At 35.2% G+C, this 22,396-nt stretch carries 28 protein-coding genes; 10 read left to right on the top strand and 18 right to left on the bottom strand.

Annotated features, from left to right (window positions below):
* Positions 1-45: 45 nt before the first annotated feature.
* A complete protein-coding gene (locus tag VCM44_RS05075; protein WP_334678182.1) occupies positions 46-603 on the bottom strand; it encodes a peptidylprolyl isomerase in 558 nt (185 codons plus the stop codon).
* Positions 600-1,244, bottom strand: coding sequence for a DsbA family protein (locus VCM44_RS05070; RefSeq protein WP_334678181.1), 645 nt, complete (start codon positions 1,242-1,244; stop codon positions 600-602). The genes VCM44_RS05075 and VCM44_RS05070 overlap by 4 nt, the downstream gene beginning before the upstream one ends.
* A gap of 140 nt (positions 1,245-1,384) precedes the next feature.
* Here VCM44_RS05070 and VCM44_RS05065 point away from each other — a divergent pair, with 140 nt between their 5' ends.
* The 3 genes from VCM44_RS05065 (at position 1,385) to VCM44_RS05055 (ending at position 4,589) form a co-directional block, all read left to right on the top strand.
* Positions 1,385-3,265 (top strand): sensor histidine kinase, encoded by a 1,881-nt coding sequence (locus tag VCM44_RS05065; RefSeq protein ID WP_334678180.1) that lies wholly within the window; start codon positions 1,385-1,387, stop codon positions 3,263-3,265.
* A gap of 72 nt (positions 3,266-3,337) precedes the next feature.
* Positions 3,338-4,276 carry an HD-GYP domain-containing protein gene (locus tag VCM44_RS05060; protein ID WP_334678179.1) on the top strand — a complete coding sequence of 313 codons (939 nt, stop codon included), beginning with the start codon at positions 3,338-3,340 and terminating at the stop codon, positions 4,274-4,276.
* On the top strand, positions 4,260-4,589 hold the full coding sequence (locus tag VCM44_RS05055; RefSeq protein ID WP_334678178.1) for a hypothetical protein: 330 nt from the start codon (positions 4,260-4,262) through the stop codon (positions 4,587-4,589). Before VCM44_RS05060 ends, VCM44_RS05055 begins: the two co-directional genes overlap by 17 nt.
* Here VCM44_RS05055 and VCM44_RS05050 read toward each other — a convergent pair.
* Together VCM44_RS05050 and VCM44_RS05045 are read right to left on the bottom strand one after the other, a co-directional pair.
* Complete coding sequence (locus tag VCM44_RS05050) at positions 4,572-5,000, bottom strand: hypothetical protein (RefSeq protein ID WP_114705287.1); 429 nt, start codon at positions 4,998-5,000, stop codon at positions 4,572-4,574. The genes VCM44_RS05055 and VCM44_RS05050 overlap by 18 nt on opposite strands.
* A gap of 3 nt (positions 5,001-5,003) precedes the next feature.
* On the bottom strand, positions 5,004-6,125 hold the full coding sequence (locus VCM44_RS05045) for a ParA family protein (RefSeq protein WP_114705288.1): 1,122 nt from the start codon (positions 6,123-6,125) through the stop codon (positions 5,004-5,006).
* Positions 6,126-6,251: 126 nt separating this feature from the next.
* On the opposite strand from VCM44_RS05045, the gene VCM44_RS05040 reads away from it, so the two are divergent.
* The gene (locus tag VCM44_RS05040) at positions 6,252-6,785 is read left to right on the top strand and encodes a GNAT family N-acetyltransferase (protein WP_114705289.1); all 534 of its coding nucleotides are present in this window, start codon (positions 6,252-6,254) and stop codon (positions 6,783-6,785) included.
* Between the two features lie 6 nt (positions 6,786-6,791).
* Here VCM44_RS05040 and serS read toward each other — a convergent pair whose 3' ends face one another.
* On the bottom strand, positions 6,792-8,072 hold the full coding sequence (gene serS, locus VCM44_RS05035; protein ID WP_114705290.1) for a serine--tRNA ligase: 1,281 nt from the start codon (positions 8,070-8,072) through the stop codon (positions 6,792-6,794).
* A 91-nt stretch (positions 8,073-8,163) separates the two neighbouring features.
* On the opposite strand from serS, the gene VCM44_RS05030 reads away from it, so the two are divergent.
* Entirely contained in the window at positions 8,164-8,370 is a 207-nt protein-coding gene (locus tag VCM44_RS05030; RefSeq protein WP_114705291.1) for a hypothetical protein, read from the top strand.
* Here the strand turns inward: VCM44_RS05030 and lgt are convergent.
* From lgt to VCM44_RS05015, 3 genes are read right to left on the bottom strand one after another with little or no spacing between them, the layout of a single operon-like run.
* Positions 8,348-9,124: a prolipoprotein diacylglyceryl transferase gene (gene lgt, locus VCM44_RS05025; RefSeq protein WP_334678177.1), complete on the bottom strand. Its 777-nt coding sequence runs from the start codon at positions 9,122-9,124 to the stop codon at positions 8,348-8,350. The genes VCM44_RS05030 and lgt overlap by 23 nt on opposite strands.
* Positions 9,124-9,600: a DUF2489 domain-containing protein gene (locus VCM44_RS05020; RefSeq protein WP_158536723.1), complete on the bottom strand. Its 477-nt coding sequence runs from the start codon at positions 9,598-9,600 to the stop codon at positions 9,124-9,126. Before VCM44_RS05020 ends, lgt begins: the two co-directional genes overlap by 1 nt.
* Positions 9,601-9,622: 22 nt before the next feature.
* Positions 9,623-10,522, bottom strand: coding sequence for a radical SAM protein (locus VCM44_RS05015; RefSeq protein WP_334678176.1), 900 nt, complete (start codon positions 10,520-10,522; stop codon positions 9,623-9,625).
* A gap of 39 nt (positions 10,523-10,561) precedes the next feature.
* Between VCM44_RS05015 and VCM44_RS05010 the strand changes: the two genes are divergently transcribed.
* Both VCM44_RS05010 and VCM44_RS05005 read left to right on the top strand, forming a co-directional pair.
* The gene (locus tag VCM44_RS05010) at positions 10,562-10,870 is read left to right on the top strand and encodes a hypothetical protein (RefSeq protein ID WP_334678175.1); all 309 of its coding nucleotides are present in this window, start codon (positions 10,562-10,564) and stop codon (positions 10,868-10,870) included.
* A 9-nt stretch (positions 10,871-10,879) separates the two neighbouring features.
* A complete protein-coding gene (locus tag VCM44_RS05005; protein ID WP_334678174.1) occupies positions 10,880-11,707 on the top strand; it encodes an RluA family pseudouridine synthase in 828 nt (275 codons plus the stop codon).
* Here the strand turns inward: VCM44_RS05005 and VCM44_RS05000 are convergent.
* The 3 genes from VCM44_RS05000 to VCM44_RS04990 form a co-directional block, all read right to left on the bottom strand.
* Positions 11,699-11,896, bottom strand: coding sequence for a hypothetical protein (locus VCM44_RS05000; RefSeq protein ID WP_334678173.1), 198 nt, complete (start codon positions 11,894-11,896; stop codon positions 11,699-11,701). The two genes, VCM44_RS05005 and VCM44_RS05000, sit on opposite strands and share 9 nt — an antisense overlap.
* 77 nt (positions 11,897-11,973) lie before the next feature.
* A complete protein-coding gene (locus VCM44_RS04995) occupies positions 11,974-12,519 on the bottom strand; it encodes a YceI family protein (protein WP_334678172.1) in 546 nt (181 codons plus the stop codon).
* Positions 12,520-12,602: 83 nt separating this feature from the next.
* Positions 12,603-13,619 carry an ABC transporter ATP-binding protein gene (locus tag VCM44_RS04990; RefSeq protein WP_334678171.1) on the bottom strand — a complete coding sequence of 339 codons (1,017 nt, stop codon included), beginning with the start codon at positions 13,617-13,619 and terminating at the stop codon, positions 12,603-12,605.
* Between the two features lie 145 nt (positions 13,620-13,764).
* Here VCM44_RS04990 and VCM44_RS04985 point away from each other — a divergent pair, with 145 nt between their 5' ends.
* The gene (locus tag VCM44_RS04985; RefSeq protein ID WP_114705300.1) at positions 13,765-14,256 is read left to right on the top strand and encodes a globin domain-containing protein; all 492 of its coding nucleotides are present in this window, start codon (positions 13,765-13,767) and stop codon (positions 14,254-14,256) included.
* Position 14,257: 1 nt separating this feature from the next.
* Here the strand turns inward: VCM44_RS04985 and VCM44_RS04980 are convergent, their stop codons facing one another.
* Together VCM44_RS04980 and VCM44_RS04975 are read right to left on the bottom strand one after the other, a co-directional pair.
* Positions 14,258-15,151 (bottom strand): hypothetical protein, encoded by an 894-nt coding sequence (locus VCM44_RS04980; protein WP_114705301.1) that lies wholly within the window; start codon positions 15,149-15,151, stop codon positions 14,258-14,260.
* Positions 15,152-15,160: 9 nt separating this feature from the next.
* The gene (locus tag VCM44_RS04975; RefSeq protein ID WP_114705302.1) at positions 15,161-15,580 is read right to left on the bottom strand and encodes a hypothetical protein; all 420 of its coding nucleotides are present in this window, start codon (positions 15,578-15,580) and stop codon (positions 15,161-15,163) included.
* A gap of 69 nt (positions 15,581-15,649) precedes the next feature.
* Here VCM44_RS04975 and VCM44_RS04970 point away from each other — a divergent pair, with 69 nt between their 5' ends.
* A complete protein-coding gene (locus VCM44_RS04970) occupies positions 15,650-15,997 on the top strand; it encodes a hypothetical protein (RefSeq protein ID WP_114705303.1) in 348 nt (115 codons plus the stop codon).
* Between the two features lie 15 nt (positions 15,998-16,012).
* Here VCM44_RS04970 and VCM44_RS04965 read toward each other — a convergent pair whose 3' ends face one another.
* Positions 16,013-16,309, bottom strand: coding sequence for a hypothetical protein (locus VCM44_RS04965; protein ID WP_133296847.1), 297 nt, complete (start codon positions 16,307-16,309; stop codon positions 16,013-16,015).
* 107 nt (positions 16,310-16,416) lie between these two features.
* Here VCM44_RS04965 and VCM44_RS04960 point away from each other — a divergent pair, with 107 nt between their 5' ends.
* On the top strand, positions 16,417-17,310 hold the full coding sequence (locus VCM44_RS04960) for a 1,4-dihydroxy-2-naphthoyl-CoA synthase (RefSeq protein WP_114705305.1): 894 nt from the start codon (positions 16,417-16,419) through the stop codon (positions 17,308-17,310).
* A gap of 38 nt (positions 17,311-17,348) precedes the next feature.
* Here the strand turns inward: VCM44_RS04960 and VCM44_RS04955 are convergent, their stop codons facing one another.
* The 4 genes from VCM44_RS04955 to VCM44_RS04940 all read right to left on the bottom strand — a co-directional run bounded on the left by VCM44_RS04955 (position 17,349) and on the right by VCM44_RS04940 (position 22,301).
* On the bottom strand, positions 17,349-19,493 hold the full coding sequence (locus VCM44_RS04955) for a hypothetical protein (protein WP_334678170.1): 2,145 nt from the start codon (positions 19,491-19,493) through the stop codon (positions 17,349-17,351).
* A gap of 48 nt (positions 19,494-19,541) precedes the next feature.
* Positions 19,542-19,895: a hypothetical protein gene (locus tag VCM44_RS04950; protein WP_114705307.1), complete on the bottom strand. Its 354-nt coding sequence runs from the start codon at positions 19,893-19,895 to the stop codon at positions 19,542-19,544.
* Positions 19,895-21,325 carry an aminoacyl-histidine dipeptidase gene (locus VCM44_RS04945; RefSeq protein WP_334678169.1) on the bottom strand — a complete coding sequence of 477 codons (1,431 nt, stop codon included), beginning with the start codon at positions 21,323-21,325 and terminating at the stop codon, positions 19,895-19,897. Before VCM44_RS04945 ends, VCM44_RS04950 begins: the two co-directional genes overlap by 1 nt.
* Positions 21,326-21,392: 67 nt before the next feature.
* Complete coding sequence (locus VCM44_RS04940; RefSeq protein WP_120405231.1) at positions 21,393-22,301, bottom strand: hypothetical protein; 909 nt, start codon at positions 22,299-22,301, stop codon at positions 21,393-21,395.
* Positions 22,302-22,396 lie beyond the last annotated feature (95 nt).

Below are 22,396 nucleotides of genomic sequence, written 5' to 3'. Positions count from 1 at the left end.
ATTGCTGAACGTATAATACCCGAGCTCTCAACTACGGCATGAAGCTTAAGGGAGGACGTAAGCCTTCTTAATCACGATATTTGTGTTTGGTAAATTCTGAAATGGTCCATTCTTTCCAGTTTTTGTCTTCTTGATTCGATTAACCACGGCCATTCCACTTATGACTTTACCAAATACTGCGTATCCATATTGAGAAGGTGATTTTCCTGTATGATCAAGGAAAGTATTGTCTTTAACATTGATAAAGAATTGAGAAGTCGCCGAATTAATTACCGATGTACGTGCCATTGCAATTGTTCCAAGTACATTACTTAGGCCATTAGTCGCTTCATTTTCAATTGGCTTATTTGTTTTCTTCTTTTTAAGATTTGTATCATATCCCCCACCTTGAATCATAAAACCATCAATCACTCGATGAAAGATCGTTTCATTATAGAAGTCAGAGTTTACGTATTCGAGAAAGTTTTTTACAGTTTTTGGAGCTTTCTTATCGTAAAGTTTTAAAGTGATATCTCCAAAATTAGTCTTTAAGATTACTTTTGTATTTGCAAATACAAATGAGCTTAAAAGAAGAATTGTAAATAACTTAATTATGTTTTTCATTTTTCATCCTTAAAAAATTCTTTGAACTTTAAAAATTCTTTGTGTTGATTATAGTCTAAAAATTCTTTTTTTGCGAGGGACTCGAAATTGTGATCACCCCAATAAAAATCATCGTTAACCTCAAATGTAGGAACACCAAAAATTTTTCTTTCATACGCAGAGTTTATTAATTTCTTAAGTTCTTTTTTTAACTCTTTAGAATTTTCTAATTCTTCGTACTCAGCTTCTAGTAAGCAATCTTTAGTTATATATGCTTTAAACCCATCGTAGTCTTCATAATCAAGTCCACCTCTCCAACCGTATTGAAAAGTCTTAACTATAAATTCTCTTTGTTTAACTTTATCTTCTTTTAAACCTAATGCCATCCTCAAGTATGGAAGAGAATTAAATGGCAAGGTTCTCGGAGAAGTCAACTCTACTCCTTGTCTATCTGCAGACCTTAAGGCTTCTTTGAAAAGATAAAGTGCTTTATTTTTCACTTGAGCTGGAGCTGATAATTCATTCAAAGCAAATAAACGTCCCACCATAACAGGCATAAACTCGATATCATATTGATCATCTAATTGGCCGTTATTTATTTTCATCATACTCAGGTATGAATATGGTGACGTAAAATCAAAATAAAAATTCAACTTCTTCATAAGTTACTCTCTAAAGCATAAATATATTCAAATTGTACATTTTCAAATTGATTCTATCAAAGAAAGATTAGCTGATTTTTTACAGATAGAACTTAAACAAATTCTTTTCAATAAGTCTTATTAAGCCCTATAATATCTATATGTTTTTTCGCTATCAAAAATTGATTATTCTCTTTAGTTTTCTAATGATAGTTCCTTCTATTTGCGCAGCGAATGATTCAATCTATGAAATTACAAATAATACAGCTGAGCTTTTAAAGAATAATAAGGTTAATATTACAAAAGCAATCTCAATAAGACGTAGTTCTAATAAAGAATTCCAAAATACTGACTTCCATACTAATAAAGCAAACTCATTTAACATTGAATACACCAAAGACTATATCTGGTTTAAGATAACCCTTAAAAATGACAGTAGTAGTCTATTTAAAGGGGCCGTCCACTTTACATCTAGCTTTATTGATACGAGTAATCTTTTTCTTCTAAATGATGGAGTTTTAACAAAAACTCAAACATGGGAAGAATCCACATTTCGCTTATTCAATTCTTTCTACGTAAATATTCCTAGTGGAGAACAAAAGTCTTACGTTGTTAAACTAAAATCTATTCATCGATTAGACTCTGAAGTAAACCTATACAGTTTAAATAATTTCTTTAAAACAGAGTATGCCCATATCATATTAAATACACTCTACTTTGGGATAATCCTATCCTTGCTAATTTATAACTTTGTACTATTTTTTCTTGTACGCGAAACGGCCTATTTCATATACTCAAGTTTCTTATTCTTTGTATGCTTAACAGTAATGACACTCACGGGATATCTTCAAAATATTCTAGGTTTATATCTTCTAAAAAGTATTCTCGGTGTATTTAGTACATCTGCCGCATTTTTTACTTTCACCTTCGCTTATAAGCTTTTAGATTTTGAAAAAATAAATCAAAAACTTTTTCGATGCTTAAAGATCATCTCTACAATAATATGGATTATATGCTGCACACTCATTAGCCTTAATGAAGTATGGATTGGGACGATTCCAGTTGGAACAGTCATTGACTTATACATTCTGTATGTCTGTATAACTGTTCTTGGAACGACAATTTATATTAACTTTAAAAATCCAAGCTCAGAGTCAAAGGTTTATTTACTTTCATGGCTTATTTTATATGCAAGTGCATTTGCTTATTTTGCATCCTCATATGGACTCATTGAATATAACTTCTATACACAACACTCCATTCTTTTTGGAAATGTTATCGAGACTTTTGTGTTATCTATTGCACTAGGGTTAAAAATTAATCGAATCAAAAAAGAAAATGAAATTAATAAGATCAAAAATCTTGATCAACAAAAGTATATTCGACTGCTCAGAGTACTTTCTCATGATATTGCCAACTCACTATTTGTGATCTCTGGTTATGCTAGTCGATACTTAAGAAGAGGCCATGTCGATGATAAAAAAGCTTGGCCAAAGATCTATTCAGCGACAAATCATATAAAAGACATTTTAGACAATGTTAAGTCAGAACAAGCCTTAATAAATAACAAACCAGAGATGAAGCCTTTTGCTATCAGGGAGTTAATAAATAATATTGAGACAATATTTCGACCTCAATGTGATAGAAAAAATATAAAGCTTAAAATTAACCAAGATAATATAAATCAGGTTATCGTTTCTAACCTTCCAATTCTCACTCATCAAATTATTGGAAACGTCATCTCTAATGCAATTAAGTTCACACCAGAAGGTGGTTTCATAAAAATAGATTCAAAACTTAAGAACGATCACTTAGTCATTGATATTATTGACAATGGTATTGGTATCAAAAAAGAAAAAATTCAAAAAATAAAAAACCATCATGATACAGGTATAAGTATTGGTACACTTGGAGAGAAAGGATCAGGGTTTGGATACTTTATTATTCGCTCTTATTCTGAACTCTTAAACATAACCTTCATCATTGAAAACCAAAATCCTGGAACTCTTGTCTCTTTTAAAATTCCTATTAAAGAAGAATAATTCTCCTCTATTATTGTAATAAACACGTTTTAGAAATACACTAATAGTATAGATATAATTTAATGAGAAGAGATGAAGTTTATACCATTACAAATTACAACTATTAGTCCATCCAAGACGATCACTTTTGATCTCTATATTTATTTTAAAGAGACTTACTTAAAGTATCAGGAAGCCGGAACTCTGATTCCAACAGATAAATTAGAAAAGTTAACGAAACAGAAAGTGGCTAAATTCTATATCGATGATAAAGATATCCATATGTATCAAACATATATTCAAGAACTCATGAATGAAAAACTTGAAGATCAAGACCTTGATTTAGAGCAAAAAGTTGCTGTGGTTGAAGGAGCATGTCTAACCGCCGTAGAGCAATCATTTCAAAACCCAGATAGTGAAAAAAGTTATGAAATGACTGAAGTGGCAGCACAAAAACTTAAGAAAGTTTTAGAAACTGGTCCAGATGCTTTAAAAGAATTTTTTGAGAAGAAAACAATTGATACAGATCTTGTAATCGCACACTCTATGAATGTTGCAAGCTTGGCAACGAGATTAGCAATTCGAGTGGGATGTAGTGACAAAGAAATTTCTAATATCTCCACTGCCGCTCTTTTACACGATGTAGGTTTAACAAGACTAAACAAACAAGATCAAGAGTTGTTCAAAAAACATAAAGAAGATATGAATGATGATGAGCAAAGAATATATGGCCTACATGTAAAGGACGCCATTAGTGCTCTAAAAGATCGACCTTGGGTTAAAAAAGGTGTTCTTGAGTTAATCGTCAATCACGAAGAAGTACTAACAGGGAAAGGGCCAAATAAGCTTAAGAATTTAACTTTACCGATTATGATTCTATCCCTAGTTAATACATATGATAAGCATGTAACAATATCTGGAATGAATCCAAGAGATGCTCTCATGGAAATAACAGTGAAACATATTGATGATTTCGAACATGATATTATTAATAAATTTAAGGACATTCTCATTGATGAAGGCGTTATTTAATATTTTTTTTCTTCTTAGCTTTACTGCCCTATTCTTTTCATGTGATGGAAAGAAAGTAAGCGAAGAAAGTTGCGATATCGAATCGATGAAGTGCTATCGAGGCTATCCTAATTCATGTAAATTTATTGAAAAGTGTAGCGAAGTTGATCATAAGTTTACAAAGAAGCTATGTTCCAAGGCCTTCAATGAATTCTTTAAAGGTGGAAATCAAAAAGTACTTTTAAAGAAATATACAAATAAAATTCTCCATTGCTTTAATGATCGAGAATTTGAGAATTTTAAAATTGATAAGAGTCTAAGACCTAAAGAGTGAATCTCTTAATCTTTTTAGAAAAGATCGATGTGTATGGATTCTCTTTCTTGATTTATTTAGATCACGTGAATTATCCATATTAAGAAATTCTTTTTCACGATTTTCAATATACATTTCAAGCTCTAGCTCTTTTTGAGCACTCGTAAAGCTCTTTCTAAGTTCACGGGCCATAGCTTCATTTTTCATAGCAACCTCACTTGCCTTTTTAACAGCAAGAGATGCTACTGTACTCTTTTGGGCCTGAGACTTTGCCTCCCATGGCCTTAATTGGTTCTGACGATTATTTTTTTCAGTGGCTTCATTATGATTCTTTAGAAGATCATTATTAATAGGAGAAGTCTTTCTTACCTCTCCTACTTTTTGAGTTGCTACTTTATTTTTAGCGGCTAAATCGCCTAGGCCAATTGCCATAATTTAAACCCCATGTCCAAGTGACGCCCCAAGGTTGCCAAGATTGCTATTTGCAATCCCACCCATAACACGCGCTTGATGCTTCAATGATTCAGACTGATTTGATCGACGTGAATGCGACTCTTCAATTGCTTTATGAATTTGCTTAAATAACTCAATCGTATCTTTTGCAATCGGTTTTCCACTTGCGTGTTCTGCAATTGAAAGGTTTAAGGCCATTGCTTCTTCTGCGCTAACTGATTCCTTGATTCCAATTGTCGTACAGCCTTCAACATTGGCGTAGTACCAATTAAGGATATCGTTACTTAATTTTTTATTAGAAGAATATTTTGTTGGAACAAAAATAGATTCAAAATCTAATCTCATTTCATCTTTAAATTCTTTTAAGAAGTGTGAGAAAACTCTAAAGTTTCTAAAGTTATTAATCTTACACTCCAGAGGAGAAATTAGCGCATCACATGCTACAAGAGCATTTGTAGTTAACTTATTCCAATTTGGAGAACAGTCCATAATCACAAGGTCAAAGTGTTCTTTTAAAGGATCAATAACACGTTCTTTTAACCAAAACTCACGTCGGTTAATATTATTTAAAGAATCATTTAAAGCAACTAACTCAGGTGTTTCTGGAATGATAAAGAGATTTGGTAGACCAACCTGAACAATCACATCTTCTAAAGTGGCTTCACCACTAAAGTAATCACAGAGTCCTTTTGTTTGGTCTAAACGCTGAATCAGTTCACCAAGGTCTTCACCATCATCAACTTCAGAGTCATAACCTAAAGACGTTGTGACATCTCCCTGAATATCAAGACCGACAACACAAACTCTTTGTCCGTGTAATGCAGCTGTACGAGCAAGGTTTAAAGCAAGAGTTGATTTTAAAACTCCACCCTTTGTCGTAAAAACGCAAACGGAAGTCGACTTTTCAAACTTTTTGAAATATCCAACCTCTTCACCTATTTGTGGAAGTAACCCAGTCGGCCAACCTTTTCTAAAGATTGCGCCACTACGGTACTTGCGGGAGCTTGGAATTTTATTTTGCGATTCTAAGTCTTGAATCGTAAATTTTAAATTTGGGTCACCATATATATCGGCCACTTTTTTAAGTGGGTAGAAATTATCCATTATTAAGTCTCCTCCATAAGTACTTTACTATTAATTTTACGCATTTACGGTATCTCATGTCAAAATATTCCGCTTTATAAGTACTAGCTCTATACTTGAAAAGAGAAGCTGTGCTATGATTTCAATGTGGAAGCAGTATCGTTAGAACATATTTACGATTTTAAAGGACATAAGGCCCTAATTCGTGAAGTTTCGGCTTCTGACAAGAAACTCATCCTTGAAGGCATCAAGGAAATGCAACCTAAATCTATTTACCATCGCTTTTTTGCTGCTAAGAAAGGCCTAACAGGCAAAGAACTTATAAGCCTGACTGAATATGATAAGAGGTTTCACTACGCAATTGGTGCAATCACAGCAACATCACCTATTCATCCTATGGGAATCGCTCGCTTTGATATTTTCCGAGAAAATCATGAAGAAGCTGAATTCGCTATAACTATTATTGATAAATTTCAAGGAATGGGAGTTGGAAAAGAACTTCTTTCTCTACTTATTGTTGAAGCTAAAAAACGTGGCGTTAAGATTCTTAAGGGCGAGATGTTAACGACAAATAGTAATATGATTGGGCTTGCTCAATCCATGACAAAGTCTCATGGTTGTGAACTAAAACTTTCAAGTGCACATCAAGGGATTCAAACGCTAAGTCTTATCCTCCCTTAATATCCATTATTTATTACTTCTACCTTTTAGGAACTCTTTCCCACCCATATACATACGAAGTTTTTCTGGAATATAAACAGATCCATCTTCTTGCTGGTGGTTTTCAATAAATGGTACCAAGATTCTTGGAGTCGCAACCATTGTATTATTTAGAGTATAAACATGCTTTACGTTTCCATCAGCATCTCTATAACGAGTATTTGTTCTTCTTGATTGCCAGTCGTGAAGTGCAGAACATGAGTGAGTCTCACGATACTTCTCTTCACTTGGTACCCAGCATTCAATATCGAACATACGATACTTTCCTGCTCCCATATCTCCAGTACAAACTTCGAGAATTTGGTAAGGAAGCTCTAGATGTTTACAAAATTCTTCAGCTGTTTCAAGAAGGGCGTTGTGCCATTTTTCAGACTCAGCCTCTTCTCCTTTACAGATAATAAATTGTTCTGTTTTTTGGAATTGGTGAACACGGATTAGACCTTTTACATCCTTTCCATAACTTCCGGCCTCACCTCTAAAGCATGGCGAGAATCCAGCATAGAGAATTGGTAGGTCTGCTTCGCTTAGGATTTCTCCACCGTGAAGACTATTTAGTTGAACTTCAGCAGTTCCCGATAAGTAAATATCATGATCTGGAATATAGTAAGCGTCTTCTCTTCCTGTTGGAAAGTGACCTGTTCCATAGAGAGCATCTTCCCTTGCCATTGAAGGTGAAGACACAAGAGTGAATCCCTTCTCAATTAGCATATCAAGTGCCATACGGTGCATGGCCATCTCAAGAAGAACCATATCATTTCTTAAAGAGTAAGAGCGAGACCCGCAAACTTTTGCGATATTTTTAAACTCTGCCCATTCGTTCATCTCTAAAATATCAACGTGGTGTCTTGGTGTGAATGAGAAGTTTGGCTTCTCTCCTTCAACTCGAGAAATAACATTTTCAGTATCGTCTTTTCCAATTGGCGCATCTTTAGATGGAGGCATTGGAGTTAAGTACATTAACGTCTTAAATTTTTCTTCAAGTTCACTTATTTCAGGATTCATTTCCTTAAGCTGAGCGGCGATTTCTTTACCTTCAGCAATAAGTTTTGGTCTGTCTTCATTGGATGCTTTAGGAATTAGCTTTGAGTGAGCATTTCTCTTCTCTTGCAATTCTTGTTGTTTAGTTTTTAGTTCAGAGAGTTTTCCATCAATTGTTAATAATTCATCAAGATCAAGGCCAACACCTTTATTAGCAATAACCTCTTTTACTAGATCAACGTTTTCTCTGATAAATTTTATATCTAACACTATGCACTCCGGATGTTTTTTATGGTTGTTAGAATAACCCAAAAAGACTAAAATTAACACTCTAAATTGCTTTATAATCAGGGAGTTACTCATGGCATCATGTCGTTATTGTGGAAAAGAAATTACATGGATGAAAGATGGACGTAAAAACGTTCCAGTTGAGGGGGACGGTGCCGTTCACAGGTGTGATAATATGATTAATGCTCGTAAGAGTTTTAGAAAAATTACACCAACAGAAGTTGATCCTGAACTTCTAAAGCAATATGAAAATGCTATTAACGAGAAGGCAAAGAAATAATTCCTATTCCAATTAGGATCATCACTGCACAATAGAATTGCCCTACTGAGAATAAATCGAAGAAGAGACCAATTTGAGGGTCCGGTGTTCGAAAGAACTCAACGATAAAACGAGAAATTCCATAGATAATCAGAAATAGGCCAGAGTTTAGTCCTGGCCTTTTTAAATTCTTCTTACAAGCAAAGAGAATAATAAATAGCAAAAGACCTTCTAGGAGAGCTTCATAAAGTTGTGAAGGATGGCGTGGACTCATATCATAGAGCTTTGGAAATATCACCGCCCAGGAAACATCAGTAACTCTCCCGGCCAGTTCTCCATTAATGAAATTTGCAATACGGCCAAGCATAATTCCAATACCTACACCAGTTACTACAATGTCTGTTAACTCTAGAAACTTCAGGCCATGTTTCTTAGCGTAATAGAAAGTCCATAGAGCAGCACCTAGCAAGGCCCCATGAAAGCTCATTCCTCCCTGCCAAAAATAAAAAACTCTTTTTAAGTCAGCTGCATAATAGGAGAAATTATAAAAGAGAATATAGAATATCTTCCCTCCGGCCAGCATGACAAAGAAGCCTACAAAGAGATAGTTTAAGTAATGAGTAAAACTAATATTGAGTTTTTCTTTTGTGATTAAATATTTTCCAAAATAGAGTGTCCAGAAGTAGCCAAGGAAATAGGCCAGCCAATACCATGCAATTTTTATTCCTAGAAAATCAATAGCGATTGGATTCAGATTGTGGACGTAATATTGCATTAATTGGCCGATAAATTAGTTATTAACTTTTCACATTCAATAACTAAATTATCCATATGTTTGTCTTCAATGGCAAATCGCTGTTTATCTTGGTTGAAACGTTCTTGTTTTGAAAGGTCTTTTCTTGCTTGATGAGTATCAAAGTGTTTGATCTCTTCATACATTGAAAAGATAACTGGAAAGTCTGTGTTTTCAACGAAGTCAACGCGATCAATTAGCATTCTAATTCTGATACAAGCTTCACTGGCCTCACACTGCTTTTGCACAAAGGCTCGTGCAATTGTAATAAGGCTATCGCGAACAAAAGCCTGACGTTCTTTTTCTCTTGCTTCCATCTTATCGTGTTCAGCAATTCTCTTTCGAGTTTCCTCTTTTAATTTTATATAAAAGAAGCCCACTCCAATCGAAAGTATAAAGATCAGAACAGATAGAATAATAAAAGCGATTGTGAATTGGTCTTGAGTCATTTCAAACATGAGCTTTTTATACTGCGAATTCCTACATATGTGAAGGTTTTGGTGGATAAGTTCCCACAGGAGCTTCATCGTACCACTGCTTAACTTGTTGAATTATCGTTGCCTGGTCTTGTGGCAGGCTTCCTCCAATAGGATACATATTAGAAACATGGTTAATTCGAAGTAAAATCTCACGACTTGCCTGAATTCCACTTAAAATATCGTGCATTTCACCGAGAATTTCTTTTGTCGTAAGCATCTCAAAGCCTCGTGTCACCATTCGATGATATGGCGTTCCTTCAACGGCCATAGTTGTGAGAAACGAGAGATAATCAGGAGAAATTTTAGACAGAACTTTAGCCGTCTCTACCACATGCGTTTGGGTATGCTTCTTTCCACCAAGCCCTAGCATGGCAATAACTGATAACTTCATACCAGCGGCCATTACTTTCAATGAGCCATCAATCATATCTTGGGCCGTATTGCCTTTTACGGTCATATGAAGAACTTTATCGCACCCACTCTCCATTCCGAGGTAGCAGATCCCAAGTCCAGCTTCCTTAAGAAAACGTAGCTCCTCATCTGTTTTATCCAGCATATTTTGAGCTGTGGCATAAACGCCCACTCGTATATCCCCAAATTCTTCACTAATTGCCAGTAAACTCTTATAGATATCCTCTGTAGGAGCACCAAGAGCGTCGCCATCACATAAAAATACTTTAGATGGACGCATTTCAAAGCGGCGATAATAGGCACCGGCCTTGCGAATATCCTCCACGACCTCGGACGGGTTTCGCTCTTTATAGGTTTTTGAACGGTACATATTGCAATAAGTACATTTATTATTGGAGCAGCCAATGGTTTGTTGTATAAGAAGGGAGCGACCTTCAGAAGGTGGCCTAAAAACAGGTTCATCATATTGAATTGGAAAGTCGTAGTACATAAGATTAAATTACAATATTTGGCCATCAATTGGAAGCTAATGAAAGAATATATCATCGACTCCTATAGTGAAAAGTTCATCGTGACTCTAAATGAAGAGAGTTCAGCGCAGTTTAATATCCTTTGTGATACGCACTCAATAGCTCATCACCTTGCCCTTTCACTAAATCTTGGAACAATGCAAACTCCCCTCGAAAATCCAGACCTCTTTACTTTCATCGGTATGGTAAGAGGACTAAAAACCTATAGTCTTTCACTCGTCTCACCTAATTTGAGAGTCGATGAAGATGCGGATATTAACGATTGTTGCCAAAGTGGATGCAGCGGCTGCCCTTTTTATAATGGATAAGAAATAGATATGACTAATAAATTTACCGTAACGGCCAAGGCCCATACAGATATGAGCGCAGTTGATCTTCTCGCATCAAAATGTGAAAAATCAAATATTGAATTATCAAAGATAAAAATTAAAAATCTTATGAAACAAGGTGCTTGTTGGACAAAGTCAGCAAAGCCAGAGCGTATTCGCAAGGCCAAGTATGAAGTAAAGCGTGGTCAAACCATCAAACTCTTTGTTGATCTCAATATTCAAGAACAAGATATGAGTGAGCTTAAATGCCTTCACGAAACTCATCACTATGGTGTTTACTACAAACCTGTTGGCGTTCTATGCCAAGGGACGAAGTATGGTGATAGCTACACAATTTTAAGAGAGCTTCATAAGCGCATGGGACGCGAGCCTTTTCTCATTCACCGCCTCGATAAAGAAACTTCAGGTGTCATGATTATTGCTTACACAAAGAAAGGAGCAAGAGCATTTTCTCAACAAATTAAAGATCATAAGATTGAAAAGACTTATCAAGCTGAAGTAAAAGGCCATCCTCCAGAGTCAAAGAGACTTGAAAGTGTTATCGATGGAAAAGAGGCCATCTTAGAATATACTGTTAAAAAAAAGCTAGAGAAAACTTCCATTGTTGAAGTAAAACTTATTACGGGACGCAAGCACCAGATTCGTATTCAATTTACTGAACTTGGTTTTCCAGTCATGGGAGATCCACGCTATGGGAAAGGAAACGGAAACGATATCGGACTGCAATTAGTTGCTAGTAAGTTAAGTTTTGATGATCCGTGGAGAAGTGGAAATTTTGTGACAGTAGAAATACCTAAAGAAAAGCAATTACTTTAGCTTCTTGTCACCTTTTTCAATCATTGACTTAGAGCTAATATGCTTCACCTTGAGATTTAATTCTTTCTCAATTGATTTTTCAACTAACTCTTTCTTATAGTCAGCAATAGGATTCTTACTTCTTCTCGTAATGGGAATTAAGTAGTGATCCTTTTCAAAAAATGCATATTTTATAGTTCCAGCCTTCATATGAGGCTAAAGTAGCATAGATCCCAGATCCATGCACACTTTTATTATGATAACTGCGTCAAGTTTTTGTAAAGTCGTTATTGAACCTTAAACTCTAAATCAACCTTATCGTGAATGACCTTATCTCCTAACGTGCCGAGTAAAGTTGAACGGTACATAATTCCAAACTTTGTTCGATCAAAGCTGAAACTTCCACTGGCAAGCTTACCATTATAGGTCATATCAAAAGTTATAGGCTGAATCTTATTCTTGATTTTGAAGTTTCCCTTCACACGATATTTATTATCTCCAATCTTTTTTATATTTGAAGTCTCCATTGTCGCTGTTGGATATTTTGAAATCTCAAAGAAATCGCCTGTTCTTAAGTGATTTTGCAGCTTCTCTTTCCATTCACCTTCTAAATCACGAACATCGATTGTACTCATATCAACAGTAAAGGAAGCTTTTATCGGCTCTCCTTTATCATTAGTTTGGATATTACCATCCTTAAATTTGATATGGCCCCAATGCTCTCCACCTACTTTAGTAGCGTGCCATTTAATGAAGCTCTTTTTAGTATTAATATCTCCTGCAAATGCAAGTATCGAGAGAATAATACAAAAGCCTATAATTAAGAATTTCATGATCCGCTCCCAAGAGAAATATATTCACAATATTTTATGGGAGCTTTTAATTGCAGCGAAGACAAGATTTGGTTAAGTTTTTCCTAAACTGGTAAAAGGAAAGAATTGGCCACATCAATTGATAGGGATAGTTGCTGTCCTACTTGGAAGCTACTTGCATCATCAACTTGTACACGTAGAATTTTAGAATTTGTCGATGCCACTTCTAAAATATCAAATTCACCAAAACGGCGAATGACTTTAATACGTCCCTTTATGTCACCATCAGGAGTTACTTTCAAATGTTTAGGACGAAAAGCAAGGTAAGCAAATTGATTAGAAATACCAATATCATCAATGACCTCAAATTGACCGAAGTCATTTTTAAGAGTTAAACTCTTATCCGCTCGCCCAGTAACAGGCCCAGCAACGAGATTGACGAGCCCGCCAAAACGAGCAGCATCGATAGTAAGAGGTCTTCGGTAAAAATCGTAAGGATTATTATATACTTGAAGTTTAGCTCCACTTAAGTACATCAAACGATCACTTAAAGAGTAAGCTTCTTTCAAATTATGGGTAATGAAGATTAAGGAAATCTCATTTTCTTTAAATATTTCAAATATTTCATGACATAAAGTCGCTTTTAAAAACTCATCAATATTTGAAAATGGCTCATCTAAGAGAAGTACATCTGGCGAGATAACCATTGAACGAGCAAATAAAAGCCTTTGTAATTGTCCCGCAGATAATTCATCTAAACGTTTATGGTCCTTATATTCAAGGCCAAAAATCTCAATCATATCTCTAACTCGATTAGAGTCCGCTTCAGGATTATCTAATAAGAGATGATCTTCAATATTTTCGAATACTGTCTTATCCCAATTAAGGCCATCAACACCAGAAACAATCTCAATTTTTAGGTCATGACTTTTTTTTACCTCTCCAGAAAGCGGAGTTAACCTATCGCAGAGGATATTAAATAAGGTAGTCTTTCCTGTCCCCGAAGGACCTAAAAGAGTTAAAACCTCTCCTTTATTTAAATCAAAAGAGATTTTATCAAATTGGCAGATCGACTTACGATCAAAATTATATGTTAAATCATTAACTTCTAGTATTTTCATGATGTCCTATGCTTAGCTTAGATTCTCGTATCTCATACAATCTGTAAATAATAGACTCAACTCAATCTTAAGAAAAATTAAATCATGATCATTTACTAGAGATACGATGCGCTAGCTAGATAGTAACAGCAAATGGGAATTGAAAATGGTCATAAATTATCGATTTGACACACAAGCAATTAAAGAGTCCTTTTATCGTATCGAGCCTAACCTAACGAATTTCTGGCGTACATTCTTTGATAATGTCTTCATTATCGAGCCAGATATGCAAAAGCTTTTTCGTCATGTTGATTTTGAAAACCTCAATGCTCTTGCATCTCGTGCCATGACTATTGCGGTGAAAAATCTGAACCAACCTAGTTATTTGAAATACTATCTGCGAGGTCTTGGAGAATACCAATTTAAAGTTGATATTTCAGAAGTCTATTTTCCTGTTTTTGAGCAAGCTTTTCTCGAAGCTCTAGAGACATATCATTTAAATAATTGGAATCAAGAATTAGAAAATAACTGGAGAGAGTTCTTTCACTTTGCCTTTGACTTAATTTCAGACGGAATGACTGATGCAACTCTACGCAGAGAGTTTGAAGAATTTATGGAGGCCCAAGAAAAACTCGATAATTATAAAAAAGCAGCTTAACTTACTTAATCTTTTTATAGTTTCGAAACTCACCTATCATATGGCCGGTATATTCTTCTACCATTAAACGAATCCAATTCTTAAAATTAGCAAAGATACGTGGGTCATTTAATTGTTCAAATGTTACATCATTATGATTTTTTTCAATCCAAGACTTGAGCAATGCAGGGTGTGTTCCTTCAAATTTTCTAAGCCCAAAAATTCGATCATATGTATACTCTTCAGATTCATGATCTTTTCCAAAATAAAGCTTTTCAAATGCACGCTTTTTATCAGACATCGCATTCTCTCTTCTGGCCCATCCATAGTGGAAAATACGAGCACCAGTCTCTATAGCACTCGGCTTTCTGCCATCTGAAAAACGAAACCCTTGAGCATCAAGATAGCTCTCAAGCCCTATTCCAAGCCTAACAGTTCTCACTTCTTTACGATATGAATGAGGATCAAATTTATAAAGATCAGTATTTCCAAAAAAATGAGTATAATTGTAAAGAAGTCCTTCGATTTCTTTACGATCAACCATTTTTTTAATTCCTTCTTCAATTAAAGGAAGGTCATCTTCATGAATGGCCTCATCACCTTGGATATATTGGCCGATTGAGCCCTTACAAGCTTCCATTGCAATATTTGTTTGTTGAGAAAGAATAAGTCCACGACTCATTATTGATGGGTCCCACCATGACTTAATAAACTTATATCGCTCTCCTGTAAGATTATCTCTAAGATATTCATAAGTTCCGTCATCTTTGTCACACTCAGGAGTTTCAAAACCAACATTAATAACCACCTCATCACAGAGTGGATCTATACTTTGAACACTTTCTAAAATTGGATATTCAAGAGTGAGCCCGTGCTTGATAAAGCTAAAGCCAGAAACCATATTATTTTTAATCACAAAACCTTCTTATTTAATTAATTCTAAAGATGAATTGATTACGAGAAAATCATCACCATCTTGCCATCTTTCCTCTACTTTAATTGTTTGATTATCAATTTTTGTAAAAAGTAATTGAAAGCCATCTTCTATTGAAAATATTTCTATCTCATTATCACTAATGCGACCAGAGATTTCACCTTTATAAATTAGGTCGCTTCCTTGAATCGTAAAGACAGAATATGGATACTCAGCACTTAATCCACTACAGTTATATCCACCATCTTGAATTTTAAATTTTTCTTGAGAAAGAGAAAGTCGAAAATATACATTTTCACATGGGCTTGAAGCAGAGGCTGTCTTTGCAAAGCCTTCACCACTCCAACGGCCGTTAAAGTCGGCGTAAGATGTTGTTATCAATAAAGTACAAATAATTATCTTTTGAATCATTTCCATTCCTTAATTATGGGCCGACTAACTTCTATAGTCAAAGCGGGAAATATTAAATACAATTTATCCATGGCAAAATACTTTCAATTATTTCTATTCACCACCCTTCTTGGTTGCTCAAGCCCAGGACTCTATCTAGGAAAAGAAGAAGGGAGTATTTATAAAACTAGTGAACTTCGTCGATCACCAAGTGACAAAAAAAATGTTCGTATTCAAGGTACAATATTTAAATCTCTAAAAAATGACTTCTATTTAATACAAGATAGCTTCGGATTATTATTAGTAAAAATGAACCCAAGCTTACTTGGGGAAGATACTAGCTATAATCGCGACACAATCTTTTTAATAAGTGGTGAAACAGAGACAGAAACATCCCACTTTCATATAAAAGTTGAAGAAATAAAAAGAGTTAAATAACGGTACTATTTCTTATTATTGTTCTGAACGGCAGATATCATCGCCATATCTCATACAATCACCACTTGTATCACGTCTTTCACAACGCTTAATACAAGTCGCATCATAACCACAATAATCCTGTCCGTAACGCATGCAATCCCCATCAAAGCTTCTTCTAGTACAATGAGGGACACATCTCCATTCACGATCTTGTGGTGGCCTTCCATCTACAGAGCAAAAGTATCTCTGGCCATCAATAGTTACAGTTACTTCTGCAAAGACAAAGCCTGCAGAAAGAATAAAAAATAGAGCTAGTATTAGTTTTTTCATATCTCTATTTGAGCGCATTAGAAACAATATGTTTAGACGGGCCGCATATAAAGTTATGAATGACACTTTAACTCAGTCATTTTATATTGAGCAAAAAGGAGATCAAAATGGTTTCAGATATTTTTGACGCAAGTGCTTGGAAAGAAGTTGAAGGTTTCGACTTCAAAGATATTACTTATCATCGTGCTGTCGACCAAGGGACAGTGAGAATTGCTTTCAATCGCCCAGAATGCCGCAATGCATTTAGACCACAAACAGTGGATGAACTCTACCGAGCTCTTGATCACGCAAGAATGTGGAGTGATGTAGGTGTTGTACTGATTACTGGAAACGGACCTTCACCAAAAGATGGTGGATGGGCGTTCTGCTCAGGTGGAGACCAGAGAATCAGAGGTAAAGATGGTTATAAATATGTTGATGGTGATGGAACTCCTGATCCGGCCAAATTAGGTAGACTTCACATCCTTGAAGTACAAAGACTCATCCGTTTTATGCCTAAGGTTGTAGTGGCCGTAGTCCCTGGCTGGGCAGTAGGTGGTGGACACTCACTTCATGTTGTTTGTGATATGACAATTGCTTCTAAAGAACATGCAATCTTTAAACAAACTGATCCAGATGTTGCTTCTTTTGATTCAGGTTATGGATCTGCTTATCTTGCACGTCAGTGTGGACAAAAGCGTGCACGAGAAATTTTCTTCTGCGGATTTAACTACAGTGCTGAAGAAGCATTCCAAATGGGAATGGTAAATAAAGTTGTTCCACATGCTGAACTTGAAAAAGTTTCACTTGAATGGGCAAAAGAGATGAATTCGAAATCTCCAACAGCAATGCGTATGCTTAAGTTTGGATTCAATCTTCTTGATGATGGTTTAGTTGGTCAGCAACTCTTTGCCGGTGAGGCAACAAGACTTGCCTACGGAACAGAAGAAGCAAAAGAAGGCCGCGATGCTTTCGTTGAAAAACGTGATCAGGACTTCTCTCAATTTCCTTGGCATTACTAAGTTATATAAAACGAGGGCCTCCGTGCCCTCTTATTTCTCTAATTCCATGAGAACATAATTGAACGATATTCTTTAGAACGATTTAGGCCCATATCAACAGCGACAATCCCAATTTGATAAACACCTTTTAAATCAAAAACTCTTTGTGCTTTATTAATATCGGATAATTCAAACAGAAACATTTCATCAATTAAATCAATATTACTTTTAATAAGATCAATTTTATAAAGTCTTACTTCATACCATTGAATGCCTTTTAACCAATCATGTTTAATATAATCACTACAATTGTCATCGACTTCAGAAATTTTAAATTCCGGTAACATTTTTTTAAATAAAGGTGAATAGTCGACATCTAAAACCTCAATCGGTTGCGGTGGAGTAAAGTCAAAATAAAATCCTTTCGACTCAACAATGACAGCACGATCTTTATTACGATTTTGCACTTTTAAAAATAACTGGACTTGACTACACTCTTCATAACCTAGCTTAACTAAATCGCGTCCTCTTATAACAATATTTCTCGTTCCCCTTGGAATTGCTTTCCACTGAGCTTGTATATAACTATCTCGAGAATAAATACCATAATCAGTCTCACCACCGACATCTCCAGGCTCATAATTCCAATATAAAATTACGTCATGATAAAGAGAGCCCCATAGAGGAGATGGTGCTTCAATATATAATCGAGAAGGATAATTTGGGAAAATATTATAATTGATCGTAAAGAGTTGTTTCTCACTCTTTAAGTCTTCAAAAACATCTTCTTCGTATACTTCAAATACATCCTTACCCCATAAGCGACTAGATTCAAAAATAAATTGGACCTCTCCTCCAACACAGTCACTCTTCATGGTCTTACCATCTCTTGTATTGGTAATAACGACTCGTCCTTTTCTCAAACAATTACCAATAAGTGAGATCGTAGGAGTCTCAAAGAATAAGTCTTTTTTTAATCGATTAATATCTGAAGTATCCACAAAGTTAAAATCAGTATAGAAATTATTAGTCTTGTATTTTATATAAAAGTCTCGGCATTCAGCATATATCCTCTCCTCTCCTTTTAAACTGAACTCATTACTTTTAACATAAAAGCTCCCATCAAAGTTCAATGGAATTGTTTCACCACTGTTTAATATATTTGGATTTTTCGCTGTATAAAGCCTAACACTTCCTTTGAAATAGGTTTTCCCACAAGTCCCACTTACAACCAGTTTATTACGTTCACGTATATCGTAAGTTCCCGTGGGAGAATAAAATCTTGGATTAGTTTCAAATAATTGATTATAGACAATGGCAATTTTTGCATTTGAGCGAGCCCCGTTAGTTTTAAGTCCCTCAACGACAACTATTCTAAACGACCTATTCTTCCCCTGCCCTACCAAGTACTTATCAAAGACGTATTTAAACCTTTTATTTTCACAAGCAACTTGCTCTCCTTCGATACTTATAAAATCAAATTCACCACAGCTACCACTTATCGATGCTTCTTCATCACCAAGTGGTATCATTTGTTCATCTAAAGTAATCGAGTTCATAATATTTTGGTATTCAACATTTATCCTTATCGGCGAGGAACTATTTCCATAAGGGTCCACTTGATACAAAGAGAAGATGATCTGACTTTCATCTGCGATACTATCTTTTAAATAAACTGAAGAAATAAACACACCATTAGCACAACCAACAGTTCGAAGAACGCTATCAAGATAAGAGCTTCTTATAAAAACTTTTGCACCTGGCTCGCATCGACCTGAAAAGAAGATACTATTTCCATAACGATAGCCAGGAACTGGAGATGTTAAAATGACACGACTTGGATTTTTTGTATCAACAAAAGGGACAAGTACATCAATACTTTGATTTAAATGCCTAACCTGAACCCACATTCGTCCTTCAATATCATCTTGAAAGAAGAGCTTCTTCTCATAAAGCCCATCTTCACAATCAACTGTTTTTGAATCTCCTCTTACTAAGAACTCTGAAGAGAATGAGACTTTTGCACCGTTTTCACACCCTCCTGAAATAGTTATTCGCTTACCATTATTTCTAAGAGTAGTGATCTTTGCACTAAAGGTATGAGCTTCTCCAAGAAAGAGCTCATCAATTGAGCTTATATCTCGACGAACATCACGACAGGAGTGAATTAATAGGCTTACAAATAATAATATAAATAGCGTCAAAGACAGTTTCACAATAACTGTTTCGACGCTCTATCTAAATATTATAAGTTAAAATTGGTTAAACAATGCAGTAAGGATAAGAAGGAGGATTAAGTTGCCAAAGAATATTGCATCTCTAAAACTCATCGTCATATTTAATGCTTTAACGATTTCACTTTTTGATGGAGATTTTTTAAACTTTGATTGAAGCTGTTTAAATAGGCCTCCTTCAACGCGCTTTTTAAAGTAATCATCTTTAAAGAATGCAATCCTTAACCCGATAATTAAGCAAATAAAATAAAGCCACAAGTTTGAAATCCCTAGCTCATCAGCAAAGTAATAAACGATAAGCATCGGTATTTGAACAACAATTAAATAGACAAGTATTGTCGTTAAGTTATTTTTTAAAGCGATAGCAACCATCAGATAAGCCTCTTAATTACTTCGAGAAAAAGTACCCAAGTTTTTTCAACTGAAGAAATTGAAACTTGCTCATCTGGAGAATGTGCACCTGTAATATTAGGTCCAAAACTAATCATATCCACATCAGGCATTGCTTTTGATAAAATCCCACATTCTAGCCCAGCATGGATTGAAGAAATTTTTGGCTCACTTCCTCTTAGATCTTTATATACTTCATTTGTAATGGTTAGAATTTTTGAGTCTGGATTAGGTTTCCAACCAGGATAAGCTCCTTCAAGCTTTGCTTTTGCTTGAAGATCTTTTTGTGTATCAATCATTTCTTGAGCAAATGCATCTCTTGCACTTTCATTAGAGCTTCTAATTAGATTTGCCATCGCAAAGTTTCCATCTTCTAGCGTAATCACCCCAAGATTTGTTGATGTTTCAACAACACCCTTAAAGTTTTGATCCCAGGCCTTCACGCCATGGAAACAATTCTTTATTGCTGCGACAATTTTATTTGAATCTTCTATCGATAGGCCTTTTTTAGTTTCAGCTTCAATTTTATTAACTTCAAAATTTATATTTGCTTCAATGCTAGAGTGTTTAAGATATAACTCTTCAAGTTTACCTCTTAACTTAGCGACTTCTTCTTCAGTGGCACTAAACTCAATAAATGCCTCACGAGCAATTGCATTTCGAAGTGTTCCACCTTTTATTGAAATAAGATTTAACTCAACGCCTTCCAAGGCCTGAGGAATTAATTTATTAGCACTTAATCTTTCAGTATGAATATCAATTCCAGAGTGTCCACCTTTAAGACCTTTTATAACCAATTGGTAAAGTTCACTCTTTACTTCTTGTGTAGAGAATTCTTTTTCAAAGATAAGATCAACTCCACCAGCGCAACCGATGATTAGCTCATCTTCTTCCTCAGTATCAAGGTTTAACATCACTTTACCTTCAAAGTGGTGCCCTTTTAGTCCGATCGCTCCGTGCATTCCTGCTTCTTCACAAGCCGTAAAGACACATTCTAAAGGAGGGTGTGGAAGATCTTTACTCTCAAGTAATCCCATTGCAAAAGCACAACCAATACCATTGTCAGCACCTAAAGTTGTTCCATTTGCATGTATCCAATCTCCATCAATTATTGTTGTAATTGGATCATTTTTAAAATCATGTGGGTTCCCTTCATTTTTTTGAGCAACCATATCAAGATGTCCCTGAAGAATAACAGGAGCTGATTTTTCTCCTCCATGTTGTCCAGGTTTTTTGATAATTACATTATTTACATCGTCGCGGTATGTTTCTAGGCCAAGGCTTTTTCCAAAGAGCATAAGAAGAGTTTGAACAGCTTCTTCATGATAACTTGGTCTTGGAGTATCTAATAATTTTTGAAAATTTGACCAAACTAATTTTGGCTCAATATGATCGACACGTGATTGATTCATAAACCTTCCTCATTCAAGTTTTGTTCAATCTACTATGAAGTTCAATTTTAGAAAAGTAGAATCTAGCTTAAGCGGCCTCTTCCCCATCTCCACTTTCTTGATCTTGCCTAATATCCTCTCCAAGTTGAGGGAAACGAGGATGTTTCTGTGCTTCTTCTAATAGATAGACATCAATAATATGAGGTTTCCAACTTAGATAAATACCATCTAAGGGATCTAGGCCCATGTTGTCATTGAATAATGGACTTCCTTTTACATCTAAATGAAAGATATCCAATGAGCCCTCTTTTTCAAAATAATCACTGAGATTTGAGCCACGGGATAAATAAATCTTTCGTACTGTAGCATCCTTTCCCGTACCTTCTGTATTTAGGATCATATTATAGTGGTGGTATTCAATGGCCAAGCTTATCAAGTTGTATTTGAGATCAGGCTTGTCTTCAAAAGACTTTGTATTACCAGTACTTAAATTATGGATTAATTTAACATTCTCAAGGATCGTACCACCATATTCTTGGGCGGCCCGCGATCGAGATTTGGAAATTGTAATAGAAGATCTCTTCTTATAACGAAGAAAATCAAATTCAATACCTGCCAAAAAGCCAGTGCTCATAACATCATTAAGAAGTAAGCTATAGCCAGAGTCTGAAGACATATTGACCATATTAGATAATTTAGATGCACTAATCGTTAGGTACCTCTTGTGTCCAAAAACGTTCTTTATTTCAATTAAGGCCTTTGTTCCAGCATAGATTTCAATCCAATTGATATTCTTTAGAGTATGCATATGGAGGCTTCCAAAAATTCCCGTATCAGGACCCCCTCTTATGACTTCACAATCTAAAGACTGCCTTAATGCCTTTGCAAATTGTAAGATGTAGGAGTTGTGAACATTGATAAACTCTAATAATTTTTCGTTAAAAAAGATTTGTTCACACAACTTTTCAATTTCTAATTCAAACTCTTGTTTTTTCATAATGAAATTATCGACCATGAAAAGATATGCAATGAGTTAAAAAAACTTAATTTACGCAACACACCGTAACCTCTGAAGCCACTAGCAATATGCCC

The organism is Halobacteriovorax sp. DPLXC-1 (assembly GCF_036903125.1).
Taxonomy (GTDB): Bacteria; Bdellovibrionota; Bacteriovoracia; order Bacteriovoracales; family Bacteriovoracaceae; genus Halobacteriovorax_A; species Halobacteriovorax_A vibrionivorans.
This window is presented reverse-complemented; position numbering and strand designations above follow the sequence as displayed.

What these genes read in the sequence shown, in the direction of transcription:
- VCM44_RS04970 (WP_114705303.1), top strand. Translation starts at nt 15,650, where the DNA reads ATGGCAAAATACTTTCAATTATTTCTATTCACCACCCTTCTTGGTTGC.
- VCM44_RS04950 (WP_114705307.1), bottom strand. Translation starts at nt 19,895, where the DNA reads ATGGTTGCTATCGCTTTAAAAAATAACTTAACGACAATACTTGTCTAT.
- VCM44_RS04985 (WP_114705300.1), top strand. Translation starts at nt 13,765, where the DNA reads ATGGTCATAAATTATCGATTTGACACACAAGCAATTAAAGAGTCCTTT.
- VCM44_RS04945 (WP_334678169.1), bottom strand. Translation starts at nt 21,325, where the DNA reads ATGAATCAATCACGTGTCGATCATATTGAGCCAAAATTAGTTTGGTCA.
- VCM44_RS05010 (WP_334678175.1), top strand. Translation starts at nt 10,562, where the DNA reads ATGAAAGAATATATCATCGACTCCTATAGTGAAAAGTTCATCGTGACT.
- lgt (WP_334678177.1), bottom strand. Translation starts at nt 9,124, where the DNA reads ATGCAATATTACGTCCACAATCTGAATCCAATCGCTATTGATTTTCTA.
- VCM44_RS04965 (WP_133296847.1), bottom strand. Translation starts at nt 16,309, where the DNA reads ATGAAAAAACTAATACTAGCTCTATTTTTTATTCTTTCTGCAGGCTTT.
- VCM44_RS05065 (WP_334678180.1), top strand. Translation starts at nt 1,385, where the DNA reads ATGTTTTTTCGCTATCAAAAATTGATTATTCTCTTTAGTTTTCTAATG.
- VCM44_RS04940 (WP_120405231.1), bottom strand. Translation starts at nt 22,301, where the DNA reads ATGAAAAAACAAGAGTTTGAATTAGAAATTGAAAAGTTGTGTGAACAA.
- VCM44_RS05015 (WP_334678176.1), bottom strand. Translation starts at nt 10,522, where the DNA reads ATGTACTACGACTTTCCAATTCAATATGATGAACCTGTTTTTAGGCCA.
- VCM44_RS04975 (WP_114705302.1), bottom strand. Translation starts at nt 15,580, where the DNA reads ATGATTCAAAAGATAATTATTTGTACTTTATTGATAACAACATCTTAC.
- VCM44_RS05075 (WP_334678182.1), bottom strand. Translation starts at nt 603, where the DNA reads ATGAAAAACATAATTAAGTTATTTACAATTCTTCTTTTAAGCTCATTT.
- VCM44_RS05055 (WP_334678178.1), top strand. Translation starts at nt 4,260, where the DNA reads ATGAAGGCGTTATTTAATATTTTTTTTCTTCTTAGCTTTACTGCCCTA.
- VCM44_RS05060 (WP_334678179.1), top strand. Translation starts at nt 3,338, where the DNA reads ATGAAGTTTATACCATTACAAATTACAACTATTAGTCCATCCAAGACG.
- VCM44_RS05050 (WP_114705287.1), bottom strand. Translation starts at nt 5,000, where the DNA reads ATGGCAATTGGCCTAGGCGATTTAGCCGCTAAAAATAAAGTAGCAACT.
- VCM44_RS04995 (WP_334678172.1), bottom strand. Translation starts at nt 12,519, where the DNA reads ATGAAATTCTTAATTATAGGCTTTTGTATTATTCTCTCGATACTTGCA.
- VCM44_RS04990 (WP_334678171.1), bottom strand. Translation starts at nt 13,619, where the DNA reads ATGAAAATACTAGAAGTTAATGATTTAACATATAATTTTGATCGTAAG.
- VCM44_RS05070 (WP_334678181.1), bottom strand. Translation starts at nt 1,244, where the DNA reads ATGAAGAAGTTGAATTTTTATTTTGATTTTACGTCACCATATTCATAC.
- VCM44_RS04960 (WP_114705305.1), top strand. Translation starts at nt 16,417, where the DNA reads ATGGTTTCAGATATTTTTGACGCAAGTGCTTGGAAAGAAGTTGAAGGT.
- VCM44_RS05020 (WP_158536723.1), bottom strand. Translation starts at nt 9,600, where the DNA reads ATGTTTGAAATGACTCAAGACCAATTCACAATCGCTTTTATTATTCTA.
- VCM44_RS05000 (WP_334678173.1), bottom strand. Translation starts at nt 11,896, where the DNA reads ATGAAGGCTGGAACTATAAAATATGCATTTTTTGAAAAGGATCACTAC.
- VCM44_RS05005 (WP_334678174.1), top strand. Translation starts at nt 10,880, where the DNA reads ATGACTAATAAATTTACCGTAACGGCCAAGGCCCATACAGATATGAGC.
- VCM44_RS05030 (WP_114705291.1), top strand. Translation starts at nt 8,164, where the DNA reads ATGGCATCATGTCGTTATTGTGGAAAAGAAATTACATGGATGAAAGAT.
- VCM44_RS05045 (WP_114705288.1), bottom strand. Translation starts at nt 6,125, where the DNA reads ATGGATAATTTCTACCCACTTAAAAAAGTGGCCGATATATATGGTGAC.